This window comes from Jannaschia sp. GRR-S6-38 (genome assembly GCF_029853695.1).
In the GTDB taxonomy this organism is placed as follows: domain Bacteria; phylum Pseudomonadota; class Alphaproteobacteria; order Rhodobacterales; family Rhodobacteraceae; genus Jannaschia; species Jannaschia ovalis.
In genome coordinates this window covers 1,595,190-1,621,807 of sequence record NZ_CP122537.1, presented here as the reverse complement: position 1 = coordinate 1,621,807, position 26,618 = coordinate 1,595,190, and the positions used below count along the sequence as shown (strand labels likewise).

Here is a 26,618-nt window from a genome sequence, read left to right as displayed (position 1 = left end):
CCGTCAGGCCCGGATGCGCCACCCCGACCGGCGCGGCACCCGGACGGCGAGCATCGGCATGAGCCACGGCCCCCGGAAGCGGCGCAGGTCCAGCGCCTCGTAGACGCCGCGCACCCGCTCGCCATCGATGACCGTCTCGACCTCGCAGCGATTGTAGAAGGGCGCGTCCAGCATCGCGCGGACCTGGCGGGGCCGGTGCCCGGGATCGCAGCGCGTCGCGCGCGCGACCAGCCAGTTCGAGCGGCGGAAGCGTTGCAGCGGCGGGGGCGCGTCCATCGCGGCGGCTCGGCCGTCGGCGTCGAAGCGAAGCGCGGTGTGAAGCCGCGTCCCGTCGCGCCGGATGCCGTCGTAGAAGGCGACCGCGCCCGTCTTCGTCGGGAAGCGTCCCCAGCTCCAAGTATCGAAATCGGCCTCCAGCGCGCGGGTGCCGAAATTGCCGTCGAGATAGCCGTGACCGTCCCAGCTCCAGCCCGGGCGGTCGATCTCGACCCGGATATCCGCGACCGGCGCGAAGGGCCGCCAGACATGCGCGCCGTCGCCGGTCAGCGGAAGCTCGACGCCGGTGACCGCGCTGGGCGTCACCGTGATGCGGCCCCGGATCGCCGATCCGTGGGGCGTGGCGCGCTCATCCATGTCGATCACCAGACGTTCGCCGTCCCAATGCAGCGCGGAGGGGCCGAGCGTCAGCGTCTCGGCGCTCTGGTGCAGCGCGGCGCGGCCGCGATCGGTCATCGTCCAGCGCCCGCCGCGCCCGTAGGTCACGACGTTCAGGCAGATGTGGTTCTCGGGATCCGCGCGGCCGCTCCAGCGATACCAGGGCGAGAAGACCGAGCCGATGAAGGCGATCACCGAGACGGCGCGCTGCCCGTCCTCGGAGATGCCGTCGACATACCACCAGGCATAGCCGTCCGGCGGGACGGCGAGGTCGAAACGCGGTCCGCCAGTATCGCCTCGGCCGCGAGCCGACCGGAGGTGGCCGCCATCGGCACGCCCGCCCCCGGATGCGTCCCGCCGCCCGCCAGGTAGAGCCCGGGCAGCGCCGTCCGCGCCCGCGGCCTGCGGAAGGCTGCCGTCATGCCCCGCGGGCTCAGCCCGTAAAGCGCGCCGCGACTGGCCGGGAACAGTGCCGCGAAGCCCTCCGGCGTCGTCAGGGCCGTTACGTCGGGGGTCGGATCGAAGCGCAGACCCATCCACGCCAGCCTGTCGAATGTCGTCCTTCGGCATGTCTCTGCTTCCTCCGGGTCGGGTCTCGTGGCGTCGCGCGGCGGGCCGTTGACGATGATCTCGAAGCGCTCCGGCCCCTCGGGGGCTGCGCCGCCGCGATCCTGCGCGCAGACGTAAAGGGTGGGATCGGCGGGCAGGCGGCCCGCCGCGATCTCGGCGAATTCGGAATTCGGGCGACGCGCGAAGAACACGTTGTGATGCTCCGGCGCGCGGCCCGCCGGGCGGGCGGCGAAGGACCAGACGAAGGCCGATAGGCTGCGCGGGGACACGGCCGCTTCGGGGACCGTGGCCGCCGCGGCGTCGCCCAGCAGGCCGGTGCGCAAGGCGCGGGGGTCGCCGTTGAAGACCACCCGGTCCGCGGCATGGCGCCCGTCGGCGCAGCGCACGGCGGTCACCCGGCCGCCCTGCACTTCGATCCGGTCGGCCCGGCTGCCGAAGCGGAACCGCGCCCCGGCGCGTTCGGCCACGGCCTGCATGGCGCGGGCCAGCCGGTGCATCCCGCCCCGGACGGCCCAGACCCCGCGCGATTCGGCTTGCCAGACCAGCGCCAGCAGCGCGGGCACCCGGGCGGGGTCGCCGCCGACATAGGTCGCGTAGCGCCCGAAGAGCTGCCGCAGCCGCGGGTCGTCGAAGCTGCGGCGCAGAAGCCCGTCCAGCGTCCGGCCGGGCGCCATCGCGGGCAGGAGCGCGGGGTCGCGGGCCACGACGCGGGCCATCCCGTGCGGGCCCGGATCGGCGGCCTGCATCATCGGCGCTTCGAACGCGTCGAAGAGCCGGGCGGTGCGGGCGTGGAAGCGGCGGAACTGTCGCGCGGCGGTCGCGCCAGCCATTGTGCCGATGGCGTCGGCCGAGCGGTCGGCATCGGGGAACAGGTCCAGACTGGCGCCGTCTTCCCAGTGGTGACGGGCGAGGACGGGCAGGGGGTCGAGCGTGACCTCGGTGTCGAGCGAGGTGCCGCAGGCGTCGAACAGCGCCGCGAAGACCGGGCGCAGCGTCAGGACGGTGGGCCCCGCATCGACCGGACCGGCGGGGCTCGGGACGGTGCGCATCTTGCCGCCGGGCGCCTTCGCGGATTCGAGCACGGTCACGTCGCAGCCGGCATGGGCCAGCCGCATCGCGCAGGCGAGGCCGCCGATCCCTGCGCCGACGATGACCACCTTTTCGGGCATGTTCCCCCGCACGTTGACAGATGTCGCAACTGTCAACATCATGTGACACATTCTGTCACGACGCAATGACATGCCGCGCGAGGTCCCCGCATGACGCTGAACACCCGCATCGAGGCCGCCATCGATGGCGCGCTGGGCCGCGCGACCGCGGGCTCGGTCCCGCCGAAGCTGGCCGCCGCGCTCTACCATGCCGTCAAGCCCGGCGGGGCTCGCATCCGGCCGACGATCTCGCTCTCGGTCGCGCTGGCCTGCGGCGACGACAGGCCAGCGCTGGCGGATGCCGCCGCCTCGGCGATCGAGCTGATCCATTGCGCCTCGCTGGTCCATGACGACATGCCGTGTTTCGACGATGCCGCGATCCGGCGGGGCAAGCCCTCGGTCCACGCGAAATACGGCGAGGCGCTGGCGCTGCTGGCGGGCGACAGCCTGATCGTGCTCGGCTTCGACGTGCTCGGCGTCGCCGCATTGGAGAACCCGGCCCGGGCCGGACGGCTGGTGGGCGAGATGGCGCGCTTCACCGGCATGCCGCACGGCATCTGCGCCGGGCAGGGCTGGGAGAGCGAGGCGACCATCGACCTCGCCACCTATCACCGCGCCAAGACCGGCGCGCTCTTCACCGCGGCGACCCGCATGGGGGCCCTGGCTGCCGGCGAGGATCCGGAGCCCTGGACCGAGCTCGGCGCGCGCATCGGCGAGGCGTTCCAGGTGGCCGACGACCTACTCGACGCGCTGCAGCCCGAGGCCGTGACCGGCAAGCCCGCGGGCCAGGATGCGCGGCTGGCGCGGCCCTCGGCCGTGACCGAGCTGGGCGTCGCCGGCGCGATCAAGCGGCTGGAAGACATCCTCTCCGGCGCGATCGCCTCGATCCCCGCCTGCCCCGGCGAGGCGATGCTGGCCGAGATGGTGCGCGCCACCGCCGCGCGGCTGACGCCCGCGCATACCGCCACCGCCGCCGAGTGACATGACGCTGGCCGATCCCGCGCCCCCGCCGCGCGCCGCCCGCGCCGGCTGGGCGATGCGGCTGGTCGCCTCGCGTCGGTTCCAGTCCCTCGTCGCCGCCACCCCGATCCTGCGCCGCTTCGCGCGCCGGGACGGCGAGGCGCTGTTCGACCTTGTTGCGGGCTTCGTGCATTCGCAGATCCTGTCGGCGGTCGTCGAGCTGCGTCTGCTGCACCGGCTGATGGACGGGCCCGCGGACGCGGCGACGCTGGCGGCCGGCACGCATGTCGCGCCCGACCGGATGGCGCAGCTTTGCGATGGGGCGAGCGCGCTGGGGCTGATGCGGCGCGACGGCGCGACTTGGCGGATCGCGCGTCGGGGTGCGGCGTTGCTGGGCGTGCCGGGGCTCGAGGCGATGATCGCGCATCACTCGGTGCTCTATCGCGACCTCGCCGATCCGCTCGCGCTGCTGCGCGGCGGCGAGACCGAGCTGTCGCGCTTCTGGCCCTATGTCTTCGGCGCCGGGGCGGCCGCGGATCCCGCGACGGCGCGGCGCTATTCCGACCTGATGGCCGACAGCCAGGCGCTCGTGACGGAGGAGACGCTGCGCCGCGTCGACCTGGCGCGCGCGGGCACGGTGCTGGATGTGGGCGGCGGGACCGGCGCGTTCCTGACCGCGCTCGGCCGGGCGCATCCGGGGCCGCGCCTGCATCTCTTCGACCTGCCCGCCGTGGTGCCCGATGCCCGCGCCCGGTTCGCTGCGGCGGGGCTGGGCGATCGGGTTACGATCACGCCAGGCAGCTTCCGCGACGACCCGCTGCCCGGGGGCGCCGACACGATCACGCTGGTGCGCGTGCTCTACGATCACGACGATACGACAGTGCTGAGCCTGTTGGGCGCGGTGCACGCGGCCCTGCCGCCCGGCGGCCGGCTGATCGTGTCCGAGCCGATGACCGGCGGGGATCGGCCGAGCCGCGCGGGCGACGCTTATTTCGCCTTCTACTGCATGGCGATGCAGACCGGACGGGCGCGCAGCCCGGAGCGGATCAAGGCCCTGATGGCGCAGGCGGGGTTCACCCGGATCACCGATCGCGGCACCACCCGCCCCTTCGTGACGCATGTCCTGTCCGCAGAGCGGCCTGACCTGTCAACCTGACACTCACGCTGTCTATTCTGGTTGACACAAATCAATCCGGAAGTAAGAGTCGAACGGCAATCCGGCGAGTCCCTCGTCAGGATCGCCATCGAGGGGAGCTACCTTGCAGACCGACGCGGTTCTCATTTCCGGTCCCGGGGCGATCGCCCTGGCCCCGCTGGGTCTCAAGGCCCCGCAGGGCGGCGATGCCGTTGTCCGCATTCTGCATTCCGCGATTTCCACCGGGACGGAGAAGCTGCTCTGGACCGGCGAGATGCCGCCCTTCCCCGGCATGGGCTACCCGCTGGTGCCCGGCTACGAGGCCGTCGGCGAGGTGGTCGAATCCCGCAGCGCCGCGCTGGGCGTCGGCACGCGGGTCTTCGTGCCCGGCGCCGATTGCTACGAGGATGCGCGCGGCCTGTTCGGCGCCGCCGCCGGTCACGTGACGACCGCCGCCGACCGGCTGGTTCCGGTCGATGCGGGCCACGGTCCCTCGGGGGCGCTGCTGGCGCTGGCTGCCACCGCGCGCCACGCCATCGCCGGGCTGCGGACCGAGCTTCCCGACCTGATCGTCGGCCACGGCACCTTCGGGCGCCTGCTGGCCCGTCTGACCCTTGCCGCCGGCGGCCGGCCCGTCGTCTGGGAGCGTGACGCCGCGCGCCGCGACGGGGCCACCGGCTACCAGGTCATCGACCCCGCCGACGACATGGCGACCTATGACACGATCTTCGACGCCTCGGGCGACACCGGGCTTCTCGACACGCTGATCGGGCGCCTGAACAAGGGCGGCGAGATCGTGCTGGCCGGGTTCTACGCCAAGCCCGTCTCCTTCGCCTATCCGCCCGCCTTCATGCGCGAGGCGCGGTTCCGCGTCAGCGCCGAATGGACCCGCGACGACCTCGTGGCCACGCGCGACCTGGTCGAGGCCGGGATCCTGTCGCTCGACGGGCTGATCACGCATGACCGCCCCGCCGCGGACGCGCCCGACGCCTACGCCACGGCATTCGCCGATCCGGCCTGCCTCAAGATGGTCCTGAACTGGGAGGGCCACGCATGAGCCTGGACGACGCCCCGAACCTGCGCGATTTCTCCGACCGCCTGCGCGAGGAGGCCTCTGAGGAGCCCAGCCTCGAAGTGCCCCAGGGCGAGCCCAAGTCCAAGACGCAGATCATCGCGATCTACGGCAAGGGCGGCATCGGCAAGAGCTTCACGCTCGCCAATCTCAGCCACATGATGGCCGAGCAGGGCAAGCGCGTGCTGCTGATCGGCTGCGACCCGAAATCGGACACGACCTCGCTGCTCTTCGGCGGCAAGGCCTGCCCCACGATCATCGAGACTTCGACTCGCAAGAAGCTCGCCGGCGAGGAAGTCGCCATCGGCGATGTCTGCTTCAAGCGCGGCGGCGTCTTCGCGATGGAACTGGGCGGGCCCGAGGTCGGCCGCGGCTGCGGCGGACGCGGCATCATCCACGGCTTCGAGCTTCTCGAGAAGCTGGGCTTCCACGACTGGGATTTCGACTACGTGCTGCTCGACTTCCTGGGCGACGTGGTCTGCGGCGGCTTCGGCCTGCCGATCGCGCGAGACATGGCGCAGAAGGTGATCCTGGTCGCCTCGAACGACCTGCAGTCGCTCTACGTGGCCAACAACGTCTGCTCGGCGGTGGAGTATTTCCGCAAGCTGGGCGGCAATGTCGGCGTCGCGGGCCTGGTGGTGAACAAGGACGACCATTCCGGCGAGGCGCAGGCCTTCGCCAAGGTCGCGGGCATCCCGGTGCTGGCCTCGATCCCGCAGGATGACGACCTGCGCAAGAAATCCGCCAACTACCAGATCGTCGGCACCGCCGCGAGCGAATGGGGCAGCCTGTTCGCCGCGCTTGGCGATGCGGTGGCCGTGGCGCCGCCGGTGCGGCCGACCCCGGTGGACCAGGACGGTCTGCTGGCGCTGTTCGATGGCTCCGAGACCGGGGCCGGCGTGACGCTGGAGCCCGCGACCGATGCCGATATGCGCGGCAAGTATTACGCGCCAAAGCCCTCGCTGGAGGTCGTCTACGACGATGCCTGACGATTTCCGCGATATCGGGCCGGAAACGGCGGGCGGGTGCGCCACCCCCGAGACCCTGGAGGCCGCGGCCCGCAAGGCCGGGCAGGGCGACCTGCTGGACCGCTACAAGGCGGATTATCCCGTCGGTCCCCACGACAAGCCGCAAAGCATGTGCCCCGCCTTCGGATCGCTGCGCACCGGCCTGCGGATGAAGCGGGTCGCGACGGTCCTGTCCGGCTCGGCCTGCTGCGTCTACGGGCTGACCTTCGTGTCGCATTTCTACGGCGCCCGCCGCTCGGTCGGCTACGTGCCCTTCGACAGCGAGACGCTGGTCACGGGCAAGCTCTTCGAGGATATCCGCGACGCCGTCCACAAGCTGGCCGATCCCGAGAAGCTCGACGCGATCATCGTCACCAATCTCTGCGTGCCGACCGCCAGCGGGGTCCCGCTGCGGCTGTTGCCCGACCAGATCGACGGGGTCCGGATCATCGGCATCGACGTGCCGGGCTTCGGCATCCCCACCCATGCCGAGGCCAAGGACGTCCTGGCCGGAGCGATGCTTTCCTATGCCCGCAAGGAAGTGGCGGCCGGCCCTGTGCCGATGCCAGCCGCGGGCAAATCCGATCGTCCGACAGTTGCGCTGTTGGGCGAAATGTTTCCGGCGGACCCCTTGGGGATCGCTGGAATGCTCGCGCCACTCGGTCTGGCGGCAGGTCCGGTCGTTCCCTGCCGTGAGTGGCGCGAGTTCTATTCTGCGTTGGATTGCAGCGTCGCTGCTGCGATCCATCCCTTCTACACCGCCGCCGTGCGGGAGTTTCAGGCGGCCGGACGCCCGATCCTCGCATCCGCGCCCGTGGGCGTGGACGGCACGGCGGCGTGGCTCACTTCAGTCGGCGACGCCTTCGGGATTTCGGCCGCCAAGGTGGCCGAGGCGCAGAACCAATTCACCCCCGCGATCCGCGCCGCGCTGGACGCCGCGCGGATCGACGGGACGATCACCGTCTCGGGCTACGAGGGCTCGGAACTCCTGGTGGCCCGCCTGCTGATCGAAAGCGGCGCGGATGTTCCTTATGTCGGCACCGCCTGCGCCAAGTCGCCCTGGTCGGCGCCGGATGTCGAATGGCTGGAGGCGCGCGGCGTCACCGTGAAGTTCCGCGCCTCGCTCGAGGACGACCTGAGCGTCGTCGAGGGCCTGCGCCCCGACCTCTCCATTGGAACCACGCCGGTCGTGCAGAAGGCCAAGGAGCTGGGGATCCCCGCGCTCTATTTCACCAACCTGATCTCGGCGCGCCCCTTGATGGGGCCGGCTGGGGCCGGGTCGCTGCAGCAGGTCGTCAACGCGGCGATGGGCAACAAGGACCGCATGGCGCGGATGCGCGGCTTCTTCGAAGGCGTGGGCCATGGCGATACCGCGGGCGTCTGGGAGGGCGATCCGAACCTGCGCCCCGATTTCCGCGCCGCGCATCAGAAGAAACTCGACAAGAAGGCGCGGGCCGACAAAGCCGCGCAGATGATCTAGATGCTGGTCCAGGACCATGATCGCGCGGGCGGCTACTGGGGGGCGGTTTACGCCTTTTGTGCCGTGAAGGGCCTGCAGGTCGTCATCGACGGCCCCGTGGGCTGCGAGAACCTGCCGGTCACCAGCGTGCTGCACTACACCGACGCGCTGCCGCCGCACGAGCTTCCGATCGTGACGACGGGCCTGGGCGAGGAAGAGCTGGGCCGCGACGGGACCGAGGGCGCGATGAAGCGCGCCTGGGGCACGCTCGACCCGGCCCTGCCCGCGGTCGTCGTGACCGGCTCGATCGCCGAGATGATCGGCGGCGGCGTCACCCCCGAAGGCACCAATATCCAGCGCTTCCTGCCGCGCACCATCGACGAGGACCAGTGGCAGGCCGCCGACCGCGCCATGACCTGGATCTTCACCGAGTTCGGGATGACCAAGGGCCGGATGCCCAAGGAAAAGGCCCGCCCCGAGGGATCGGCGCCGCGGGTCAACATCCTCGGGCCGATGTACGGCACGTTCAACATGCCCTCCGACCTGGCCGAGATCCGCCGCCTCGTCGAAGGCATCGGCGCCGAGGTCAACATGGTCATGCCGCTCGGCGCCCATCTTGCCGAGATGCGCGACCTGGTGAATGCCGACGTCAATATCTGCATGTATCGCGAATTCGGGCGCGGCCTGGCCGAGGTTCTGGAGAAGCCCTATCTGCAGGCCCCGATCGGGGTCGAGAGCACCACCGCCTTCCTGCGCAAGCTGGGCGAGCTGACGGGGCTGGACCCCGAGCCCTTCATCGCGACCGAGAAGCATTCCACGCTGAAGCCGGTCTGGGACCTGTGGCGCTCGGTCACGCAGGATTTCTTCGCCACGGCGAGCTTCGGAATCGTCTCGAACGAGACCTATACCCGCGGCATCCGGCTGTTCCTGGAAGACGACCTCGGCCTGCCCTGCGCCTTCGCGGTGCCGCGGCTGCAAGGCCAGAAGACCGACAACGACGCCGTGCGCGAGCTGATCGCCACCAAGCGGCCGCTGATCGTCATGGGATCGATCAACGAGAAGATGTACATGGCCGAGGCCGGCGCCGGGTTCGGCCCGAAGCCCGCCTTCATCCCCGCGGGCTTTCCCGGCGCCGCGATCCGGCGCGCCACGGGGACGCCCTTCATGGGCTATGCCGGCGCGACCTACCTGCTGCAGGAGATCTGCAACGGGCTGTTCGACGCGCTGTTCCACATCCTGCCGCTGGCCTCCGAGATGGATGCCGCGGAGGCGACGCCCAGCCAGCTGCGCCGCGACTTCCCCTGGGAGCCGGAGGCGCAGGCCCTGCTGGACCGCATCGTCTCCGACTTCCCCGTTCTGACCCGCATCTCGGCCGCCAAGTCGCTGCGCGATCGCGCCGAGGCCGCGGCCCTGAAGGCGGGCGCCGCCCGTGTCGATGCCGACACGATCGCGCGCCTCGCACCCCGTTCACCCGAGACGAAGGAGGACGCCAATGTCTGACATGACCTCGAACCCCCCCTGACCCGCCACCGCAAGGAACCGGGCTGGGAGTACTGGATGTATTTCGTCCCCGTGCTCGCGCTGTCGCTGCCCTTGGCGGCGCTGCGCGCGGCGGGGGCGGTGCTGACATCCGACGCGACCCCGCGGCCGGGCATCCTGACCGATGCCTGGACCCGCGCGAAGGACGTGACGACGACCATCTGCTCGATCTGAGCGGAGGCGGCGCCGCCTGCGGGCGGCGGCCAACGAATACCCCGGCACGTCAGACACGCCGGGGGTCAATTGGGCTCCCTCTCCCGTGGCCGGGCGGAACGGAGCCAGGCTTTCATCCCCCGCCAGGGGGGTGGACGGCCGGTGTCGCAATGAGGCGGCACCGGGGCCCGGCCGCAGGGTGTGCGGCGTCAGTTCAAGGGAGTTTTTCCAATGGCTGACAGAACCGACCTGTCCTTCACAGGTCTCACTGACGAGCAGGCCCAGGAACTGCATGCGGTGTATTTGAGCGGGCTCTGGCTTTTCACGGCCGTGGCCGTCGTCGCTCACATACTCACGTATATCGTGTTCCCGTGGTTCAGCTTCGGAGGGTAATTGATGAGCAAGTTCTACAAGATCTGGCTGGTCTTCGACCCCCGTCGCGTCTTCGTCGCGCAGGGCGTCTTCCTGTTCCTGCTGGCGGTGATGATCCATCTCGTTCTGCTGTCCTACGATGGCTATAACTGGTTCGAGCTGAGCCAGGCCGCGAGAATGGCCGAGTGACCTGACCCGGCGGTGGGCGGGCCAGGACGGCTCGCCCACGCCAACCCCCAGACAATCCGGCGGGCCCGAACCCGCCATGAACCCGCGGAGGCTGCCCCATGGCACTGCTCAGCTTCGAAAGAAAATACCGCGTCCGTGGCGGGACGCTGATCGGGGGCGATCTCTTCGACTTCTGGGTGGGGCCGTTCTATGTCGGCTTCTTCGGCGTCGTCGGGATGTTCTTCGCGATCCTCGGAACACTTCTGATCTTCATCGGCGCGATGTGGCAGGGGACCTACAACCCCTGGATCATCTCGATCGCACCGCCGGACCTGTCGGTCGGCCTCGGCATGGCGCCGCTGCGCGACGGTGGGCTCTGGCAGATCATCACCATCTGCGCGCTGGGCGCCTTCATCGGCTGGGCCCTGCGCGAGGTCGAGATCTGCCGCAAGCTCGGCATGGGCTACCACGTGCCCTTCGCCTTCGGCGCGGCGATCTTCGCCTTCGCCACGCTGAACGTCTTCCGGCCGATGCTGATGGGCGCCTGGGGTCACGCCTTTCCCTACGGCATCTTCAGCCATCTCGACTGGGTGTCGAACACCGGCTACGCCTATCTGCACTTCCACTACAATCCGGCGCATATGCTGGCGGTGACGCTGTTCTTCACCACCACGCTGGCGCTCGCGCTCCACGGCGCGCTGATCCTGTCGGCCGCCAATCCCGAGAAGGGCGAGGAGGCCAAGTCGCCGGATCACGAGGACACGTTCTTCCGCGACTTCATCGGCTACTCGATCGGCACGCTGGGCATCCACCGCCTCGGCTTCCTGCTGGCGATCAATGCCGGCTTCTGGTCGGCGGTCTGCATCATCATCTCGGGACCCATCTGGACCAAGGGCTGGCCGGAATGGTGGAACTGGTGGCTGACGCTGCCGATCTGGCCCGGTCAGGGAGGCATGTGACATGAGCTGGTGGCCCGAATATCAGAATATCTTCACCCAGGTTCAGGTGCAGGGCGCACCCGAGATGGGGATGGACAACGAACACGAGATGTCGCGCGAACGCACGCGCGGCGCCTCCTTCAGCACGCTGATCGGCCTTCTGGGCAACGCGCAGCTCGGCCCGATCTACCTGGGCTATTACGGCATCATCAGCCTCGCGACCGGCACGCTGTGGTTCAACATCATCGGCTTCAACATGCTGAGCCAGGTCGGCTGGTCGATCCCGGAATTCATCCGGCAGCTGTTCTGGCTCTCGCTGGATCCGCCGAGCCCCGTCCACGGGCTGAGCATGCCGCCCCTGCATGACGGCGGCTGGTACATGATCGCGAGCTTCCTGCTGCTGGTCTCGGTCATCTCCTGGTGGCTGCGCAGCTACAGCCTCGCCAAGCAGCACAAGATGGGCAAGCACGTCGCCTGGGCCTTCGGGGCCGCGATCTGGCTGTTCCTGGTGCTGGGCCTGTTCCGTCCCGTCCTGATGGGATCCTGGTCCGAGATGGTGCCCTACGGCATCTTCCCGCATCTGGATTGGACCACGGCCTTCTCGATCCGCTACGGCAATCTCTACTACAACCCGTTCCACTGCCTGAGCATCGTGTTCCTCTACGGCTCGGTGCTGCTCTTCGCGATGCATGGCGGCACGATCCTGGCGGTCACCCGCTACGGCGGCGACCGCGAGCTGGAGCAGATCTACGACCGCGGCACCGCGACCGAGCGGGCCTCGCTCTTCTGGCGCTGGACCATGGGCTTCAACGCCACGATGGAAGGCATCCACCGCTGGGCATGGTGGTTCGCGGTCCTGACCCCGATCACCGGCGGCATCGGCATCCTGCTCACCGGCACGGTCGTCGATAACTGGTTCATCTGGGCGCAGGAGCACAACTTTGCCCCCACCTACCTCGAGCCTTACGGCTACGAGTTCTACGTCCCGGAGGGTCAGTGATGTTTCCGAAATGGTTTGACGACTGGAACGCCAAGAACCCGACCAACGTCTTCGGCCCCGCCATTCTGGTGGGGACCGTGGGCGGCGCGCTCTTCGTGGCGGCGATGGTCGCTTCCTGGGGGTCGCCCTTCTACGACGAGACGACCCAGACCGGCCCCCGCGGCACGGGCATGCATGTCGTCAGCTTCGTCGGGACGGAACCCGATCCGACGATCGCGGACTACTACACGGAGCCGCCCTACGAGGCGGAGCCGGGCGAGCCGCTGGCCGGCGAGGTCTACGAGAACCTGCAGGTCCTGGGCGAGGTCAGCGAAGGCAACTTCCTGCGCCTGATGACCGCGATCACGCTGTGGGTCGCGCCCGAGGAGGGCTGCATCTACTGCCATGTCGAGGGCCCCGACGGCGAGATCAACCACGCCTCGGACGCGAACTACACCAAGGTCGTCTCGCGGCGCATGATCCAGATGACGCAATACATCAATGACGAGTGGTACGCGCATGTGAACGCGAACCAGGAGGTCGGGGTGAATTGCTACAGCTGCCACCGCGGCCAGCCGGTCCCCTCCGAGATCTGGTTCCGCATCGACCCGGTGGTCGAGTCGATGGAAGGCTGGGCCGGGGTGCAGAACCGCGCCACCGTGCAGTCGCAGTTCACCTCGCTGCCGTCGGACGCGCTCTATCGCTACCTCTACGAGGACAACCGGATCACCGTGCACGACCTCGAGAGCCGCGTGGCCGGCGTGCCCTCGGACCCGGACGTGCCGACCTGGCAGGACACCGAGCGGACCTATTCGCTGATGAACTACTTCGCGAATTCGCTCGGGGTGAACTGCGTGTTTTGCCACAATTCGCGGGCCTTCTACGATCCGGCGCAATACACGCCGCAATGGGCCACGGCCTCGCTGGCGATCCTGATGGTGCAGGAGATGAACAACATCTTCCTCGAGCCGCTGGGTCCGGTCTATCCCCCTGAACGGCTGGGACCGGTCTATGCGGATGCGCCGAAGGCGGCCTGCAAGACCTGCCACAAGGGCTATTACAAGCCGATGCAGGGTCTCAACATGATCGCCGACTGGCCGGAGCTGGCCGAGAGCGACATCTGATCCGACGGGATCCAACGGGGGGCGCGGTCCGGGAAACCGGGGCGCGCCCTTCGCGATTTCGGGGTGGGAAATCGTGGGTGATCCACGGGTGATCTGCGGGTGATCCGTGTCGGACGTCGCTCAGCCGAAGATGGCGGCGCGATGCTCGGCCATGTAGATCCGCAGCCAGGGCGTGAAGCGGCCCGGATCGGCGGCGATCTCGGCGGCGAGCGTGTCGAGGTCGACCCAGCGGACGGCCTGCACCTCGTCGGGATTCGGATCCACAACTAAGCTGGCGGGGGCGTCGGCGACGAAGGTCTCGACCACCTCGTGCTCGATCAGGCCGCCGCCGACATCGGCGCGGTATTCCAGCACGCCGCGCGGCCGCAAGACGAGGCCGGTGATCCCCAGCTCCTCGCGCAGGCGGCGGGCGGCGCAGGCCGCGCCGTCCTCGCCCCAGGCGGGGTGGGTGCAGCAGGTATTCGCCCAGAGGCCCGGCGTGTGATATTTCCCCGCCGCGCGCTGCTGGATCAGCATGCGCGGCCCGTCCATCACGAAGACCGAGATCGCCTTGTGGCGCAGGCCGCGCCGGTGGACCTCGAGCTTCTCGACCGGGGTGACGGCGCCGTCGACCCAGGCGGGGATCATCGCGGTCATGGGATCACTCGGCGGGATGGGTCGCCCCGCCCGACGGCGGTGTGGCCGTCAGCCCCGTCGCCGGGATCAGCCCCATCAGATGCGCGAGGTTCTTCGCGCCGATCCGGATATGTGCCCATGGCCGCGCCTTCACGAGTTCCTTGTTCATATAGGCCTCGAAGGTCAGCCGCTGCACGTCGATATCGTGGCAGAGCGTGACGAAGCGTTCGCGCCGGTCGTCGGAGCGATAATAGGCGTTCTGCATCGCGCCCAGCACGCGGAACACCGCTTTGTGGTCCTTCATGAAGAGCTTGCGGGCGAGGCGGAGATGCTTCGCCTGTCCGGTCGCCAGCACCTTCTCGCAGGCCAGCGCAGCGACGCGTCCGCCGACCATCGCGTAGTAGATCCCCTCGCCCGAGGACGGCGCGACCACGCCGGCGGCATCGCCGGCCAGCACCACGTCGCGGCCGTTGTCCCAGCGCTTGAGCGGCTTGAGCGGGATCGGCGCGCCCTCGCGCCGGATGGTCTCGCATTCGGTCAGGCCCGAGGCTTCGCGCAGCGCGCGGGTCGCCTCCTTCAGGTCGACGCCGTCGCGGCCGGTGCCCATGCCGACGCTCGCCGATTTGCCGTGGGGGAAAACCCAGCCGTAGAAATCGGGACTGATCGCGCCGTCATAGATCACGTCGCAGCGCGCGGGGTCGTACTCGCCGGTCTTGCCGGGCGCGGCGATGATCTCGTGATAGGCGATCACGTAGGGGATCGCCTCGCCGCCCGGCACGTCGGCGCGGGCCACGCCCGAGCGCGCGCCGTCGGCACCGATCACGAGGCGGGTCGCGATACGCGTCTCGGCGCCGGTGGCCTTATCGCGGTAGACGACCACGGGGTCGTCGCCGTCGCGGTCGACGCGCAGGAAGGTGCCGGTGCGGTGGTCGGCCCCGGCGCCGGCGGCGCGGACCCGCAAGAACTCGTCGAAATGCTCGCGGTCGACCATGCCGACATAGCCGTCCTCGATCGGGATATCGACGCGGCGGCCGGTGGGCGAGATCATGCGCGCGGTGTCGATCTTCGCGACGATCTGCGTGTCGGGGATGTCGAAATCGCGGATCAGTCGTGGCGGCACCGCGCCGCCGCAGGGCTTTATGCGCCCGGCCTTGTCGATCATCGCCACCTTGTGCCCCTGCCGGGCCAGGTCATGCGCGGCCGTGGCCCCGCAGGGCCCGCCTCCGATCACGACGACGTCATGGGTCATGGTCATTCTCCGGGTGTGAGCATGGGGGCATGGGACGGGGCGGGCACGGTGCGCCGCGCCATCATCGCGGCGGCGAGAAACAGCGCCGCCTCGAACAGGAAGACCGCGCCGAAGGCCTGCGCGTCGGGCAGGGCGGTGCGGCCGAGATCGACCAGCGCCGCGCCGGTCAGCCCGCCGAAGCCCGCGGCCACGGCCTGCGCCGCGCCCCAAAGCCCCATGCGGGTGCCTTCGCGCGCCGCGCGGCCCTCGCCGGCGAGCGCCATCATCGCGCCGATGGCGGCCACGGCGAACATGCCGTTGAAGAAGCCGAGCGCGACGGTGGCCGGGGTCAGCGGCGCGCGCAGCGCGATCGCCGCCAGCGCCAGCGCGGAGCCGAGGCAGCCCGCGATCACCCAGTGCCGCAGCGCGCCGATCCGGAGCCCGGTGCACATCAGCCCGACGCAGACCATGCCGAGGAAGACCCCGCCGTTCTGCGCGCCCGAGAGCGAGGTGCTCTGGCCCGGGGTGAAGCCGTAGACGAGCCCGGCGAAGGGTTCGAGGATGAGCTCCTGCATGAAATAGGCGGTCATCGACAGGAAGACGAAAAGCGTGAAGGCGCGGGCCCGCGGCTCGGCCCAGATCTCGGCCAGCCCGTGCAGGAGCGGCGCGGCGGGCGTGGCCGGCACGGGCGGGACGCCGCGTTCGATCCGGCCGATGGCGAGCGCGGTCAGCGCCACCGCGACGAGGCCCAGCGCGCCGGTGATCTTGAGCAGGCGGGCGGGGGTGTATGGGTCGAGGAGCTGGCCGATCAGCCCGGCGGTCAGCGCGATCCCGAGGATCATCATCAGCCAGGTGATCGTCGCCGCGGCCGCGCGGCGACTCGGTGCCGTCGCGGTGGCGAGCAGCGCGAGGAGCGAGGTGCCCGAGGCGCCCACGCCCAGCCCGATCAGCGCATAGGCCAGGACCGACAGCGCGAAGCCCGCCGCGAAGCTGGCGGCCAGCACGACGATGGCGAGCGCGGCGAGAAAGGCGCCCGCAGCGAGCGCCGCCATGCCGCCCACGATCCAGACCGTGCGGTTGCCCGCCACGTCCGAGCGGTAGCCCCAGCCGGGGCGCGAGATCTGCACGCCGTAATGCAGCGCCACGAGGAAGCCGGGCAGGAGCGCGGGCAGCGCCAGCTCGACCACCATCAGCCGGTTCAACGTCGAGGTCGTGAGCACCACGATCGCGCCCAGCGCCATCTGCACCAGGCCGAAGCGGACGATCTGGACCCAGCTCAGCATGTCAGGCCCCGCCCAGCGCCAGCGCGGCGACCATCATCCCGGCGACCGAGAGCAGCACGCCGGTGCCGTTGAACCAGGGAGCGAGGCCCTTGGGGTCGCGCAGCATCCGCCGCATCGCGGCCAGCTGCGCGACGATCAGCGCGGCGATCAGCGCGGCGTGGACCGGGTCGCCCCAGGCCCAGAGCAGGCCGGCCACGACGAGCTGCGGGGCGAGCATGATCGCGCAGGCCAGCCGCGCGGCGCGGTCGGGGCCCAGCGTCACCGGCAGCGAATCGACGCCGTGGACCCGGTCGCCTTCGAGCGCCTTGAAGTCGTTGAAGGTCATGATGCCATGCGCGCCAATCCCGTAGAGCAGGGCGACGATCAGGATCCGCGCGTCGGGCATGCCGGCGGAGAGCACGGCGGCGCCGGTGATCCAGGGCAGGGTCTCGTAGCTCAGGCCCACGAGGCCCGGGCCCCACCAGCCCGAGCGCTTCAGCCGCACCGGCTCGGCCGAGTAGGCCCAGGCGGCAAGCACCGCGAGGATCGTCGCGCCGAATCCCCAGGGGCCCAGCTGCCAGCCGACGAGAAGGGCCAGCACCGACATGGCCAGCGCGATCCAGAGGCCCCAGCGGCCGGGCACGCGGCCCGAAGGGATCGGGCGGTCGGGTTCGTTGACCGCATCGACATGCCGGTCGCACCAGTCGTTGGCCGCCTGGCTCATCCCGCAGGTGATCGGACCGGCGAGCGCGAGGCCCAGCATCACGAGCCCGAGATTGGACATCGGCGACACGCCCGAGGAGACGGCGCCGCAGAGATAGGCCCACATCGGCGGGAACCAGGTGATCGGCTTGACCAGGCGCAGCATCGCGCGCGGCTCGGGGAGCCGGCGGGCGGGGGGCAGGGATGGCTGTAAACTTTGAGTGACAGTCATGCCTGTACTCTAGACCTGACCGTGCGGCGCCGACAAGGAAATTGACGTGGCGGCGCGGCCGCCCGCCTAGAGCTCGTCGCGCTGCAGCAGACCGTATTTGCGTAGCTTGACGTAGAGGCTCTGGCGGCTGAGGCCCAGCATCTCGGCGGCGGCGACCCGGTTGTTGTTCGTCAGGTCGACGGCGGCCTCGATGCACTGCTTCTCGATCACGTCGGTCATCGCGGCGATGATGTCGCGCAGCGGCACGGAGCCGACCTGCGCGGTCGCGTCCTCGAGGCCGCGGGCGTTGAGCGGGCCGGGGGTCTCGTCCTCGCCGACTCCGGCGCGGGCGGCGTCGCGCAGCACGAAGGCGCGGCCGTCATCGGGCAGGGTGGCGACGGTCACCTCGACCGCGCGCTGCGAGCCGAAGGCGGTGACGATCCGCGTCGCGAAGCTGGACGGGCCGTCCGGGTCGAGGAGCACCTTGAGGTCGATGCTGCCGCGCGCCAGGAAATCCGCGAAGGGCTTGCCGCGCAGCTGCCCGACCGTGTCGAGATCCGTCATCGTCAGGAAGGCGTCGTTGGCCTCGGTCACGGTGCCCGCCGCATCGGTGAAGACGATGCCCTCGGCGGCGGTGTCGAAGAAGGCGTCGCGCGCGGCATGCGGGGTGCCGGTGGCGAATTCCGCCTCGCCATGGGGCTCGAAGCGGCAGAGGATCACCCGCTCGCCCGCATTGCGGAAGAGGCGCGGGATCAGCGTCACCGCGCGCTCGCCCTGGCGCAGCGCGACATGCAGACCCTCGGGCTCATCGCGCGAACCGGCGGCGGTCAGGGTCTCGATGAACTCTGCGCGGCGGCGGCCCTCGAAGGCCTGGGTGAAGGCCGAGCCGGTCAGCTCGTCGCGGTTGCCGCCCAGAAGGCGCGCGGCGGGGGCGTTCAGGTCCAGCACTCGGCCGGTCGTCGCGTCGACCAGCGCCAGCGGGTCGCGCACCGAATCGAGGATCACGCGATAGCGCGTCTCGTAGATCCGCTCGGAGACATAGTCCTTCTCGAGGGCGAGCTGCGCGCGGACCAGCCGCTGCTGCAATTCCGCGAGCGGGCGCATGTCGCGGCCCAGCATCAGGACGCGGCCTTCGCGCCCGGTGCGATGAAAAGTGTAGCGGACCGGGAAGTCCCAGAGCGCGCCGTCGGCGTGGTTGACCTCGATCGCCTCGGATCCGTTCGCCGCGCCGTCCAGCGTCGCGGTCAGCTGGCGCTCGACCTTGGCGATAGAATCGGGGGCCAGGAACTCGGCGATCGGCCGACCTTCCCAATGGTCGATGCGGCCCAGGCCGGAATTGAGCGGGTTGGTGGTGACCGAGATGATGCGACCCGAGGGGGCGACCAGCAGCGCCATGTCGGCGGCCGTGGCGACGATATCTCCGAAATACTCGGGCGCGATCCGGGGGCCGGCGCGCTCGTTCCAGAAATCGCTTTCCCTCGTGTTCATCGCGGTGTCCCCGCTGGTGGTTGCATGGGTTCGGGGTAATTCCCGGCGGTCCGGACTGGCAATATCATCCTTGCGAACGGCAGGGCTCCATGTCGCAAAACGACAGGGCCTCCGCCACCGAATTCGTCGTGAGGTCGGCGCGCAGCCGCTGGCCGATGCCGCGATCCTGCGCCACGGCCGGGCCGCCGACCACGACGGGCAGGGCCCGCTGCACGTCGCGGCGCAGCAGACGCACGAGATCGGTCAGCCGGGCGGCGGAATGGCCGCTTCCGACCGACACCATCAGCGCGGCCGCGGGGAAGCGTTCGATCATCGCCGGGATGCGGCGCCCCTCGACGCCGGAGATCAGGCGCACCGGCGCGCCCATGCGGCGCATCTCCTCGGCGGCGAAGACCGCGGCGAGGCTGTGCTGCTCCCAATGCGGCACGATCAGCGCGATGGCGGGTTTTTCCGCCGGCGGCAGGGCAAAATGGCCGAGGCGGCGCACCGCGTCCTGGATCCGCGCCGCGGCGATGGTGACGTCGACGAAGGACAGCCGGTCGTCGTTCCAGCCCGATTCGAGCCGCCGCGTGATGGCCGGCAGGACCCGGGTCAGCATCGCCACCCGGAGGATGGCGTCGCCGCGCGCGAGATCCAGAAGCGCCCGGCGGGCGAAATCCTCGGAATGCAGGAACACCCGCTCGCCCAGCACGACCAGCGCCGAATCGGCCGCGGGTTCGACCGGGGCCACGCCGGCGAGGCGGAGGACGGCATCGACGAGGTCATGCCCGTCACCGCGCTCCGCGATGGCAGGAACGAGTACCCTGGGAATGACCTTGGTCGTGTCGTCGTAGGGGGTCGTCATCTGCGGCCTCCCTCGAAGAGCTAACGCAGGGACAAGAACGCCCCATCGCAGGCGGTTTGTCAAGCAAAGCTGACAGTCCATCGGCGAAACCCGTCCGAAGCCCGTGACAGGTTCGTGCCGGCTGTGTAAGTTCAAGTTGACACCGTGACCGTAAATCGGATGATACGCCTAACCGGAGGGGGAGTCGTCACCATGGATGTGCCGCACCGAACCCGCGCCCGCCCCAGGCTCTACACGCCCGAGGAACGCGCGCGACGAGACGCCAGCCGCTGGACCTTGGTCCAGGGCCTGCTTGCGCCGTTGCAGTTCCTCGTCTTCCTCGTCTCGCTCGCCCTGGTCGTCCGCTTCCTGCTGACGGGCGACGGCTACGGCGCCGCCAGCGCCTCGATCGTGGTGAAGACCGGCGTGCTGCTGACGATCATGGTGACCGGCTCGATCTGGGAGAAGGCGGTGTTCGGCCGCTGGCTCTTCGCGCCGGCCTTCTTCTGGGAGGATGTCGTGAGCTTCGGCGTGATCGCGCTGCATCTCGCCTATGTCTGGATGCTGCTGGCCGGCGGCTTCTCGCCCGCCGCCGAGATGGCCGTCGCGCTGACCGCCTATGCCGCCTACGTCGTCAATGCAGGGCAGTTCCTGTGGAAGCTGCGCCTGGCGCGCCGGGACCTGGCCGCATGACCGGCTGCACCGACACCCCCGTCCTGAAGGAGCGCGGCCAGCACGAGGTGTTCTGCGGGCTGACCGGGATCATCTGGCTGCACCGCAAGATGCAGGACGCGTTCTTCCTGGTCGTGGGTTCGCGCACCTGCGCGCATCTGCTGCAATCCGCCGCCGGCGTGATGATCTTCGCCGAGCCGCGCTTCGGCACCGCCATCCTGGAGGAGGGCGACCTCGCCGGGCTGAAGGACGCCAACGAGGAGCTGGACCGCGAGGTCGCGCGCCTGCTGGAGCGGCGGCCCGATATCCGCCAGCTCTTCCTCGTCGGCTCCTGCCCGTCGGAAGTGATCAAGCTCGACCTCGCCCGCGCGGCCGAACGGCTGAGCGCGGAACATGCGCCCAATGTGCGGGTGCTGAATTATTCCGGGTCGGGCATCGAGACGACCTTCACCCAGGGCGAGGATGCCTGCCTGGCCGCGATGGTGCCCGGGTTGGCCGCGACCGATGCGGAGACCCTTCTGCTGGTAGGCGCGCTGCCCGACGTGGTCGAGGACCAGGCGCGCGACCTGCTGGCGGCGATGGGCATCACCTCGGTGCAGGTCCTGCCCGGCCGCCGGGCGGCCGCGGACCCGACCGTGGGGCCGAACACGCGCTACGCGCTGCTCCAGCCCTTCCTGGGCGACACGGCGGCGGCGCTGGACGCGCGCGGCGCGACGCGGATCCCGGCGCCCTTCCCTTTCGGCGAGGAGGGCACGACGCTCTGGCTGCGCGCGGTGGCCGACGCCTTCGGGGTCGATGACGCCACGTTCGCCCGCGCCACCGACGCGCCCCGCGCCCGCGCCCGCAAGGCGGTGGCCGCCGTCGCCGGGACACTGCGCGACAAGCGGGTCTTCTTCCTGCCCGACAGCCAGCTGGAATTGCCGCTCGCCCGCTTCCTGACCCGCGAATGCGGCATGCAGGCGGTCGAGGTGGGCACCCCCTTCCTGCACGCGCAGATCATGGCCGACGAGCTGGCCCTGCTGGCCGAGGGACCGCGCATCGCGGAGGGCCAGGACGTCGAGAAGCAGCTCGACCGCGTGCGCGCCGACCGGCCCGACCTGACGGTCTGCGGCCTGGGTCTCGCCAACCCGCTGGAGCGCGAGGGGCTGACGACGAAATGGGCCATCGAGTTGGTCTTCACGCCGGTCCATTTCTACGAACAGGCGGGCGATCTCGCATCGCTCTTCGCGCGGCCGATCCGGCGTAAGGCCCTGCTGGCGGCGGGGCGCGGGGACGCGCCGGTGGCGGTGGCCGCCGAATGAAGCTGACGGTCTGGACATACGAGGGCCCGCCCCATGTCGGCGCGATGCGCGTCGCGACGGGCATGGAGGGGCTGCATTACGTCCTGCACGCGCCGCAGGGCGACACCTATGCCGATCTGCTGTTCACGATGATCGAACGGCGCGGCCAGCGCCCGCCGGTGACCTACACCACCTTCCAGGCGCGCGACCTCGGCTCGGACACGGCGACGCTGTTCAAGGATGCCTGCCACGCGGCCTATGACCGGTTCCGCCCCGAGGCGCTGATCGTCGGCGCGTCCTGCACGGCGGAGCTGATCCAGGACGACCCCGGCGGGCTGGCCGAGCGGCTGGGCCTGCCGGTGCCGGTGATCGCGCTGGAGCTGCCCAGCTATTCCCGCAAGGAGCTGTTCGGCACCGACGAGACCTTCTACCAGCTGGCCCGCCAGCTCGCGCAGCCCTGCGAACGGACGCCGGAGGTGTCGTGCAACATCCTCGGGCCCGTGGGCCTGGGCTTCCGGCACCGCGACGACGTGGTCGAGGTGACGAAGCTGCTCGACGCGATGGGCATCGCGGTCAATTGCGTGGCGCCGATGGGGGCGCGGCCCTCGGATCTCGGCCGCCTGGGCGCGGCGCATTTCAACGTCCTCCTCTATCCCGAACATGCCGAGGCCGCCGCCCGCTGGCTGGAGCGCGAGCATGGCCAGCCCTTCACCCGCACCATCCCGATCGGCGCGCAGGCGACCCGTGCCTTCGTCGCGGAGGTCGCGGAGCTGGCCGGCGTCGCGCCCGTCCTCGACGCGGCGAGCCTGCGCCAGCCCTGGTGGAGCGCCTCGGTCGACAGCACCTACCTGACCGGCAAGCGCGTCTTCGTCTTCGGCGACGCCACCCACGCCGTGGCCGCCGCGAAGGTCGCGCGGGACGAGATGGGCTTCGAGGTCTGTGGGCTGGGCTGCTACAATCGCGAATTCGCGCGGCCCCTGCGCGCGCTGGCCCGCGAGATGGGCGTCGAGGCACTGATCACCGACGACTACCTGGAGGTCGAGCGGGCGATCGCCGCGGCCGCCCCCGAGATGATCCTCGGCACGCAGATGGAGCGGCATATCGGCAAGCGGCTGGGCATTCCCTGCGCCGTGATCTCCTCGCCGGTGCATGTGCAGGACTTCCCCGCCCGCCACTCGCCGCAGATGGGCGTCGAGGGTGCGAACGTGCTGTTCGACACCTGGGTGCATCCGCTGGTCATGGGGCTGGAGGAGCACCTGCTGACCATGTTCCGCGAGGATTTCGAGTTCTCCGACGCCGCCGGGCCCTCGCATCATGGCGGCCACGCGCCCGCGGCCGCCCATCCGGCGGAACCGGAGTCCCCCCAAGGCATTTCCGGCCAAAGGACGGACGGGGAGCCCGTCTGGGTCGAGGCCGCCGAGCGCGAGTTGCGCAAGATCCCCTTCTTCGTGCGCGGCAAGGCGCGGCGGAATACCGAGATCTTCGCCGTCGAGCGCGGCCTGGCCGAGATCGGCGTCGAGACCCTTTACGAGGCGAAGGCCCATTATGCGCGGTGACGGCCCCATCCCCGGGCCCGCGCCCTATCGCGTTGCCATCGTGACGATGGACGCGCATTCCGCCGGCACGGTGGCGCGCGTCGGCGCGCGGCTGGCGGGCGAGTTCCCGGGTCTGGCCGTGAGCGTCCATGCGGCCGCCGAATGGGCCGAGACCCCGGCCGCGCTGGACGTGGCGCGCGCGGCGGTCGCAAGCGCCGATATCGTGGTCTGCGGCCTTCTGTTCATCGACGAGCATATCCAGGCGATCCGCCCCGCGCTGGAGGCCCGGCGCGACGGGTGCGACGCGATGGTCGGCATGGTCAGCGACCCGGCCATCGTGAAGCTTACGCGAATGGGCGAGCTGGACATGGGCCAGCCCTCCTCGGCGGCGGTGCAATTGCTGCGCAAGCTGCGCGGGTCGAAATCGCCCTCCGGCTCGTCGGGCGAGAAGCAGATGAAGATGCTGCGGCGGCTGCCCAAGCTTCTGCGCTTCATTCCCGGCAAGGCGCAGGACCTGCGCGCCTGGTTCCTGTGCATGCAGTATTGGCTGGGCGGATCGGACGACAATTTCGAGGGGCTGCTGCGCCACCTGATCGGGCGCTACTCGACGCGCTTCGACACCGACGCGCCGGCGCCGGTCGAATACCCGGAGGTCGGACTCTACCACCCCGATCGCGGCATCACCGAGGAGGTGCCGCCCGAGACCGGCGCGCCGACGGTCGGGCTTCTGCTGATGCGCTCCTACGTGCTGGCGGGGGATGCCGCACATTACGACGCCGTCATCCGCGCCTTCGAGGCGCGCGGGCTGCGCGTGCTGGCGGCCTTCGCGGGCGGGCTGGACATGCGGCCGGCGGTGGAGCGCTATTTCACCGGCGGGCGGATCGACGCGCTGGTCGGGTTGTCGGGGTTCAGCCTGGTGGGCGGGCCCGCCTATAACGACAGCGCCGCGGCGGTGGACGTGCTGAAGGGCCTCGACGTGCCCTATCTCGCGGCGCATCCGCTGGAATTCCAGACGCTGGGCCAATGGGGCGCGTCGGCCACCGGGCTGGGCCCGGTCGAGACGACGATGCTGATCGCCTTGCCCGAGATCGACGGCGCGACCAACCCGACGGTCTTCGCCGGGCGCCACGACGCCTCGGGCTGCGCGGGTTGTGCGCGGGCCTGCCCGGGGGCGACCGACCGCGCCATGGCGCCCTGTCCCGAGCGGGTCGAGCGGCTGGTCGAGCGCGCCGCGCGGCTGGCGCGGCTGCGCCGGGCCGAAGTGGCCGAGCGCCGGGTCGGAATCGTGCTCTTCAACTTCCCGCCCAATGCCGGCGCGACCGGCACCGCGGCCTATCTCGCGGTCTGGGAATCGCTTCTGAACACGCTGCGGCGGCTGAAGGCCGAGGGGCATGACGTCGCGGTCCCGGCCGATGTCGATGCCTTGCGCGCCGCCCTGCTGGAGGGCAGCGCGGCGCAATACGGGCAGGACGGCAACGTCGCTGCCCGCATCCCCGCCGATCGGATCGTGGCCGAGGATCGCTGGCTTTCGGAGACCGAGGCTGCCTGGGGTCCCGCGCCGGGCCGCCAGCAATCCGACGGGGCCGGTGTGTTCGTGCTGGGCGCGCGGTTCGGCAAGGTCTTCGTCGGACTGCAGCCCGCCTTCGGCTACGAAGGCGACCCGATGCGCCTGCTCTTCGAGCGGGGCTTCGCGCCGACCCACGCCTTCAGCGCCTTCTACCGCTGGCTGCGCGAGGATTTTGGCGCCGATGTGCTGCTGCATTTCGGGATGCATGGCGCGCTGGAATTCATGCCGGGCCGGCAGGCCGGGATGGGTGCCGCCGACTGGCCCGACCGGCTGATCGGCGACATGCCGAACGTGTATCTCTATGCGTCCAACAACCCGTCCGAGGCGACGCTGGCCAAGCGCCGGTCGGGCGCGGTGACGGTGACCCATGTGACGCCGCCCTTGCTGGCGAGCGGTCTCTACAAGGGGCTTCTGGCCCTCAAGGACAGCCTGACGCGCTGGCGCGGCGGCGACCGGTCGGACACGCTGGCGGCGCTGATCGCCGACCAGGCGGCGGCGGTGGACCTTGTGGGCGGGCCGGACGATCTGTGGCTGGCCCTGCTCGAGACCGAGGCCGCGCTGATCCCCGAGGGGCTGCATGTCGTGGGCGCCGACCTGACCGAGGCGCAGCTCGCGGCCTATCTGGGCCACCTGCCGGAGGCCGCGCGCCCCGAGGCCGAGGCGGCGCTGCGCTCGGGCGCGGAACTGGACGGGCTGATGGCCGCGCTGGCGGGGCGCTTCGTGGCGCCGGTGCCGGGCGGCGACCTCGTCCGCTCGCCCGAGATCCTGCCGGCGGGGCGCAACATCCACGCCTTCGACCCGTTCCGCATGCCCACGGCCTATGCCCTGCGCGACGGCGCGGCGCAGGCGCAGCTTCTGCTGGAGACCCATGCCGCGCTGCCGCGCTCGGTCGCGCTGGTGCTGTGGGGGTCGGATAACATCAAGTCGGACGGCGTGCCGATCGCGCAGGCGATGGCGCTTCTGGGCGCGCGGCCGCGTTTCGACCATTACGGGCGGCTCTGCGGGGCGGAGTTGATCCCGCTGGTGGAACTCGGCCGCCCGCGGATCGACGTGGTGATGACCCTGTCGGGCATCTTCCGCGACCTGCTGCCCTTACAGACCCGAATGCTGGCCGAAGCCGCCTGGCTGGCCGCCAGCGCCGAGGAGCCCGCCGAGGCCAATTTCGTGCGCGCCCACGCGCTGGCCTATGCCGAGCGGATGGGCTGCGACCTGGAGACGGCGGCGCTGCGCGTCTTCTCGAACGCGGAAGGGGCCTACGGCTCGAACGTGAACCAGCTGGTCGACAGTGGCGCCTGGGACGACGATGGCGAGCTGGCGGATGCCTACGAGGCCCGAAAGAGCTTCGCCTACGGGCGCAACGGCAAGCCCGTGCGGCAGGCGCAGCTTCTGCAGGCGGCGCTCGGCGATGTGGACCTGGCCTATCAGAACCTCGAATCGGTCGAGCTGGGGGTGACCACGGTCGACCATTACTTCGACACGCTGGGCGGTATCAGCCGGGCGGTGAAGCGCGCCAAGGGCAGCGAGGCGCCGGTCTATATCGGCGACGCGACCACCGGGACGGCCAAGGTGCGCACGCTGGCGGACCAGGTCGCGCTGGAGACCCGCTCGCGCAGCCTGAACCCGCGCTGGTTCGAGGGGCTCCTGAAGCACGGCGCCGAGGGCGTCCGGATGATCGAGAGCCAGGTGACCAACACCCTGGGCTGGTCGGCCACGACCGGCGCCGTGGACCCCTGGGTCTACAAGCGCCTGAGCGAGACTTTCGTGCTGGACGAGGCCATGCGGCGCCGTCTGGCGGACTTGAACCCCAAGGCCTCGGCCCGGATGGCGAATCGGCTTCTCGAAGCCGGGGATCGCGATTTCTGGCAACCCGATGCCGACACGCTGGCCGCGTTGCAGAACGCCGCCGACGAGCTGGAAGACCGGCTCGAAGGCATCGTGGCCGCGGAATAGGAGAGGA

At 70.3% G+C, this 26,618-nt stretch carries 24 protein-coding genes; 16 read left to right on the top strand and 8 right to left on the bottom strand.

The genetic code is table 11. From position 1 onward, the window contains the following. Positions 1 to 3: 3 nt before the first annotated feature. Complete coding sequence (crtC, locus tag P8627_RS08440) at positions 4 to 849, bottom strand: carotenoid 1,2-hydratase (protein ID WP_279967342.1); 846 nt, start codon at positions 847 to 849, stop codon at positions 4 to 6. Beyond that, entirely contained in the window at positions 846 to 2,393 is a 1,548-nt protein-coding gene (gene crtD / locus P8627_RS08435) for a 1-hydroxycarotenoid 3,4-desaturase CrtD (RefSeq protein ID WP_279967341.1), read from the bottom strand. Before crtD ends, crtC begins: the two co-directional genes overlap by 4 nt. 90 nt (positions 2,394 to 2,483) lie before the next feature. Between crtD and P8627_RS08430 the strand changes: the two genes are divergently transcribed. The 12 genes from P8627_RS08430 (at position 2,484) to pufC (ending at position 13,278) form a co-directional block, all read left to right on the top strand. Beyond that, positions 2,484 to 3,353, top strand: a complete 870-nt coding sequence (locus P8627_RS08430) for a polyprenyl synthetase family protein (RefSeq protein WP_279967340.1) — start codon at positions 2,484 to 2,486, stop codon at positions 3,351 to 3,353. Between the two features lies 1 nt (position 3,354). Beyond that, on the top strand, positions 3,355 to 4,488 hold the full coding sequence (locus P8627_RS08425) for a methyltransferase (protein ID WP_279967339.1): 1,134 nt from the start codon (positions 3,355 to 3,357) through the stop codon (positions 4,486 to 4,488). Positions 4,489 to 4,591: 103 nt separating this feature from the next. Continuing rightward, a complete protein-coding gene (gene bchC, locus P8627_RS08420; RefSeq protein ID WP_279967338.1) occupies positions 4,592 to 5,524 on the top strand; it encodes a chlorophyll synthesis pathway protein BchC in 933 nt (310 codons plus the stop codon). A 2-nt stretch (positions 5,525 to 5,526) separates the two neighbouring features. Continuing rightward, positions 5,527 to 6,528, top strand: a complete 1,002-nt coding sequence (locus tag P8627_RS08415; RefSeq protein WP_456237545.1) for a chlorophyllide a reductase iron protein subunit X — start codon at positions 5,527 to 5,529, stop codon at positions 6,526 to 6,528. After that, a complete protein-coding gene (gene bchY / locus P8627_RS08410; protein WP_279967336.1) occupies positions 6,521 to 8,026 on the top strand; it encodes a chlorophyllide a reductase subunit Y in 1,506 nt (501 codons plus the stop codon). Before P8627_RS08415 ends, bchY begins: the two co-directional genes overlap by 8 nt. After that, a complete protein-coding gene (gene bchZ / locus P8627_RS08405; protein WP_279967335.1) occupies positions 8,027 to 9,505 on the top strand; it encodes a chlorophyllide a reductase subunit Z in 1,479 nt (492 codons plus the stop codon). It abuts the gene before it with no gap. A 57-nt stretch (positions 9,506 to 9,562) separates the two neighbouring features. Continuing rightward, the gene (locus tag P8627_RS08400; RefSeq protein WP_279967334.1) at positions 9,563 to 9,718 is read left to right on the top strand and encodes a hypothetical protein; all 156 of its coding nucleotides are present in this window, start codon (positions 9,563 to 9,565) and stop codon (positions 9,716 to 9,718) included. Positions 9,719 to 9,928: 210 nt separating this feature from the next. After that, positions 9,929 to 10,090 (top strand): light-harvesting antenna LH1, beta subunit, encoded by a 162-nt coding sequence (gene pufB, locus P8627_RS08395; RefSeq protein WP_279967332.1) that lies wholly within the window; start codon positions 9,929 to 9,931, stop codon positions 10,088 to 10,090. Between the two features lie 3 nt (positions 10,091 to 10,093). After that, positions 10,094 to 10,258, top strand: coding sequence for a light-harvesting antenna LH1, alpha subunit (pufA, locus tag P8627_RS08390; RefSeq protein WP_279967331.1), 165 nt, complete (start codon positions 10,094 to 10,096; stop codon positions 10,256 to 10,258). A gap of 98 nt (positions 10,259 to 10,356) precedes the next feature. Beyond that, positions 10,357 to 11,196, top strand: coding sequence for a photosynthetic reaction center subunit L (pufL, locus tag P8627_RS08385; protein ID WP_279967330.1), 840 nt, complete (start codon positions 10,357 to 10,359; stop codon positions 11,194 to 11,196). Between the two features lies 1 nt (position 11,197). Then, positions 11,198 to 12,175 (top strand): photosynthetic reaction center subunit M, encoded by a 978-nt coding sequence (gene pufM / locus P8627_RS08380; RefSeq protein ID WP_279967329.1) that lies wholly within the window; start codon positions 11,198 to 11,200, stop codon positions 12,173 to 12,175. Beyond that, positions 12,175 to 13,278, top strand: coding sequence for a photosynthetic reaction center cytochrome PufC (gene pufC, locus P8627_RS08375; protein WP_279967327.1), 1,104 nt, complete (start codon positions 12,175 to 12,177; stop codon positions 13,276 to 13,278). The genes pufM and pufC overlap by 1 nt, the downstream gene beginning before the upstream one ends. A 120-nt stretch (positions 13,279 to 13,398) precedes the next feature. On the opposite strand, the gene idi is transcribed toward pufC, so the two are convergent. From idi to P8627_RS08345, 6 genes are all read right to left on the bottom strand, one after another. Next, positions 13,399 to 13,914, bottom strand: a complete 516-nt coding sequence (gene idi, locus P8627_RS08370; protein ID WP_279967326.1) for an isopentenyl-diphosphate Delta-isomerase — start codon at positions 13,912 to 13,914, stop codon at positions 13,399 to 13,401. 4 nt (positions 13,915 to 13,918) lie between these two features. Beyond that, a complete protein-coding gene (locus tag P8627_RS08365; protein ID WP_279967325.1) occupies positions 13,919 to 15,142 on the bottom strand; it encodes a geranylgeranyl diphosphate reductase in 1,224 nt (407 codons plus the stop codon). A gap of 2 nt (positions 15,143 to 15,144) precedes the next feature. After that, a complete protein-coding gene (locus tag P8627_RS08360; protein ID WP_279967324.1) occupies positions 15,145 to 16,404 on the bottom strand; it encodes a BCD family MFS transporter in 1,260 nt (419 codons plus the stop codon). A 1-nt stretch (position 16,405) separates the two neighbouring features. Continuing rightward, on the bottom strand, positions 16,406 to 17,317 hold the full coding sequence (gene chlG / locus P8627_RS08355) for a chlorophyll synthase ChlG (protein WP_279967323.1): 912 nt from the start codon (positions 17,315 to 17,317) through the stop codon (positions 16,406 to 16,408). 66 nt (positions 17,318 to 17,383) lie between these two features. After that, entirely contained in the window at positions 17,384 to 18,784 is a 1,401-nt protein-coding gene (gene ppsR, locus P8627_RS08350) for a transcriptional regulator PpsR (RefSeq protein WP_279967322.1), read from the bottom strand. A gap of 64 nt (positions 18,785 to 18,848) precedes the next feature. Further along, positions 18,849 to 19,628: a hypothetical protein gene (locus P8627_RS08345; protein WP_279967321.1), complete on the bottom strand. Its 780-nt coding sequence runs from the start codon at positions 19,626 to 19,628 to the stop codon at positions 18,849 to 18,851. A gap of 192 nt (positions 19,629 to 19,820) precedes the next feature. On the opposite strand from P8627_RS08345, the gene bchF reads away from it, so the two are divergent. Genes bchF through P8627_RS08325 form a run of 4 tightly spaced genes read left to right on the top strand, consistent with a single transcriptional unit; the run spans position 19,821 to position 26,611 of the window. Further along, a complete protein-coding gene (gene bchF / locus P8627_RS08340) occupies positions 19,821 to 20,300 on the top strand; it encodes a 2-vinyl bacteriochlorophyllide hydratase (protein ID WP_279967320.1) in 480 nt (159 codons plus the stop codon). Then, a complete protein-coding gene (locus P8627_RS08335) occupies positions 20,297 to 21,580 on the top strand; it encodes a ferredoxin:protochlorophyllide reductase (ATP-dependent) subunit N (RefSeq protein ID WP_279967319.1) in 1,284 nt (427 codons plus the stop codon). The genes bchF and P8627_RS08335 overlap by 4 nt, the downstream gene beginning before the upstream one ends. Beyond that, a complete protein-coding gene (gene bchB / locus P8627_RS08330) occupies positions 21,577 to 23,115 on the top strand; it encodes a ferredoxin:protochlorophyllide reductase (ATP-dependent) subunit B (protein WP_279967318.1) in 1,539 nt (512 codons plus the stop codon). The genes P8627_RS08335 and bchB overlap by 4 nt, the downstream gene beginning before the upstream one ends. Beyond that, positions 23,105 to 26,611, top strand: coding sequence for a cobaltochelatase subunit CobN (locus P8627_RS08325; RefSeq protein ID WP_279967317.1), 3,507 nt, complete (start codon positions 23,105 to 23,107; stop codon positions 26,609 to 26,611). The genes bchB and P8627_RS08325 overlap by 11 nt, the downstream gene beginning before the upstream one ends. Positions 26,612 to 26,618: the final 7 nt, after the last annotated feature.